Source organism: Tychonema sp. LEGE 07196, from assembly GCF_963890365.1.
Taxonomy (GTDB): Bacteria; Cyanobacteriota; Cyanobacteriia; order Cyanobacteriales; family Microcoleaceae; genus Microcoleus.
The window spans coordinates 1-2,063 of the sequence record NZ_CAWPRX010000065.1 but is presented as its reverse complement, the minus strand read 5'-3'; the positions used below and the strand labels follow the sequence as shown (position 1 = coordinate 2,063).

At 43.5% G+C, this 2,063-nt stretch carries 5 protein-coding genes; all 5 read left to right on the top strand.

The window, feature by feature from the left end:
* Nucleotides 1-243: RsmE family RNA methyltransferase (locus AACV78_RS08485; protein WP_194074430.1), on the top strand; the 243-nt coding region annotated here is incomplete at its 5' end.
* A gap of 59 nt (nt 244-302) precedes the next feature.
* Entirely contained in the window at nt 303-533 is a 231-nt protein-coding gene (locus AACV78_RS08480; RefSeq protein ID WP_194011655.1) for a hypothetical protein, read from the top strand.
* The gene (locus tag AACV78_RS08475; RefSeq protein WP_194011656.1) at nt 523-912 is read left to right on the top strand and encodes a type II toxin-antitoxin system PemK/MazF family toxin; all 390 of its coding nucleotides are present in this window, start codon (nt 523-525) and stop codon (nt 910-912) included. Before AACV78_RS08480 ends, AACV78_RS08475 begins: the two co-directional genes overlap by 11 nt.
* Nucleotides 913-973: 61 nt before the next feature.
* A complete protein-coding gene (locus AACV78_RS08470) occupies nt 974-1,390 on the top strand; it encodes a lysozyme inhibitor LprI family protein (RefSeq protein WP_194011657.1) in 417 nt (138 codons plus the stop codon).
* 53 nt (nt 1,391-1,443) lie between these two features.
* A complete protein-coding gene (locus AACV78_RS08465) occupies nt 1,444-1,914 on the top strand; it encodes a hypothetical protein (RefSeq protein WP_194011658.1) in 471 nt (156 codons plus the stop codon).
* Nucleotides 1,915-2,063: the final 149 nt, after the last annotated feature.

Sequence of the window (2,063 nt, the reverse complement as noted above, 5' to 3'; positions counted from 1 at the left end):
GATGAATCCCCCCAGCCCCGCTTGCTAAGGGGGGAGCAAGAACCGGAGGAATTATCGATCGCGATTGCGGTTGGCCCGGAGGGTGGGTGGACTGATGGTGAAGTGGAAAGGGCGATCGAATTTGGTTTTGAGCCTGTCTCTTTGGGTAGTAGAATTTTGAGGGCGGTAACAGCGCCGATGGTGGCTTTATCTTTGGTGGGAGCCGCTTTTGAAAAGTGCCAATCCCCAAAAATATTTCCCTGAGCTGCTAGATATCCTAAACAAAGCTAAAATGTCAATAAGTCGTTGGGCATAAAAGTAAAATGTTAAAATCAGTAAAGGGTATATATCGAGACGGCAAAGTTGTGTTATTAGAAACTCCTAGCGACTTAACAGAAGGGAAAGTTATTGTTACTTTTCTCGCCGAATCAGGATTAGTAGAACTACAATCTCGCGGTATAGATCGCGAACAAGCAGGAGATTTACGCATCAGGTTGAGCAGATTTGCCGAGGATTGGGAACAACCGGAAATGGATGCTTACGATGATTTATAAACGCGGTGATGTAGCACTGGTTCTGTTTCCCAATGCTGATTTGCGTACTGCGAAGCGCCGCCCAGTTTTGATAGTTCAAGCTGATAATTTGGGGACTGGTTTAGGACAAACTATTACAGCAATGATTACTAGCAATTTAACTCGTGTAGGACACCCAAGCCGGGTTTTTGTTTCCCTAGCCACAAGGGAGGGCCAGCAAACACGATTGTTGGCTGACTCGGTAATCATGACAGACAATCTGGTGACACTTCTAGAAGTTGAAATCGATCGCAAAATTGGTATTTGGTCAAATATGGCCGCAGTAGATGCAGCTATCAAGCATACTTTGGGAATCCCACCGACAGAGCGAACCCTCGCCCAATCTAAAAATAATCTTTAAATTTATTGAATAAAATCTGTCTGGTGTTAGAAAAATCGTAAAATACGTGGGTTTTATGGTAATGAAAATAAATTTACCGAAAAACCGATCGCCCTTGTGGTCGATCGCACTTGTGACAATCTTAGCTACAGCATCAATTTTCGCACGATCGGGGCAATCTGTCATTGCTCAACAGATTAATTGCGATCGCCCGCAAGGAGATGTGGAAGTCAGAACTTGTATTAGGTTTAGGTATGAAGCCTCAGACAAACGGCTGAATGAGGTTTACAAGCAACTGGTTGCTAAATTGAGTCGCGAAGAGCGATCGATCCTTGCAGAAGCACAATTAGGGTGGATTCAGTTAAGAGATAAAACCTGCGAATTTGAAGTTTACCAAAATCGCGGCGGTACTGGTTATGGAGGTTTTCTCAATGAATGTTTGGATCGGATGACAAAAGCCCGCACAGCGGAATTAGAACAGTATTTAAAAGAAAGATAAAATACCAAGTACACCGTACAACACTCGATCAAAATAAATAAAGGCAAGTATTTATGAACAGCCGATCGTCCTTCACCCTCACCCTCAGCCTCATCTCAGCAATTGTCACCGCGATTGCACCAGGAGTTTTCGCCCAACAATTGCAACTACCAGCCAACGCAACCTACATCGATAAAAATTGCAACCTCAACCAACAATTAGCCCCACTTGAAAGATACACTATATTTAGCAGAAAGGAATTTACAACTAACCGTAAAAAATATTGGTTCTACGCAGCCCGCTATCAAGACGGAGCCGCACTTTTATGTATTTCCGAAAGAATTTTCATCAGACCTCAAGTTTTAAATGTCGAAAAAATACAAAGACAATTTATTGACAAAGTAGTCCGAGACCCCAAAAACCCAACTGGCTTTATTATCACAGTCCGAGAAGGCAACGGGCCTGGTGCAAAAACAACAAATTATCGCTTAGATTTGAGCAATGTCGATCGACCAAAACTCACCCCTCTGTCCGTCCCAAAATAGCGGACGACTCTATCCCCAAATCTTCTATCCATCCTTCAACCGCAGATATAGCAATCCTAAATCATTTGTGAATTTCTTACTCCCTCCCCGAACCCGCGGGGAGGGTTGGGGTGGGGTGAAAATTTTATGACTCCTGCAAGGATTACTAT

What these genes read in the sequence shown, in the direction of transcription:
- AACV78_RS08480 (WP_194011655.1), top strand. Translation starts at nt 303, where the DNA reads ATGTTAAAATCAGTAAAGGGTATATATCGAGACGGCAAAGTTGTGTTA.
- AACV78_RS08470 (WP_194011657.1), top strand. Translation starts at nt 974, where the DNA reads ATGAAAATAAATTTACCGAAAAACCGATCGCCCTTGTGGTCGATCGCA.
- AACV78_RS08465 (WP_194011658.1), top strand. Translation starts at nt 1,444, where the DNA reads ATGAACAGCCGATCGTCCTTCACCCTCACCCTCAGCCTCATCTCAGCA.
- AACV78_RS08475 (WP_194011656.1), top strand. Translation starts at nt 523, where the DNA reads ATGATTTATAAACGCGGTGATGTAGCACTGGTTCTGTTTCCCAATGCT.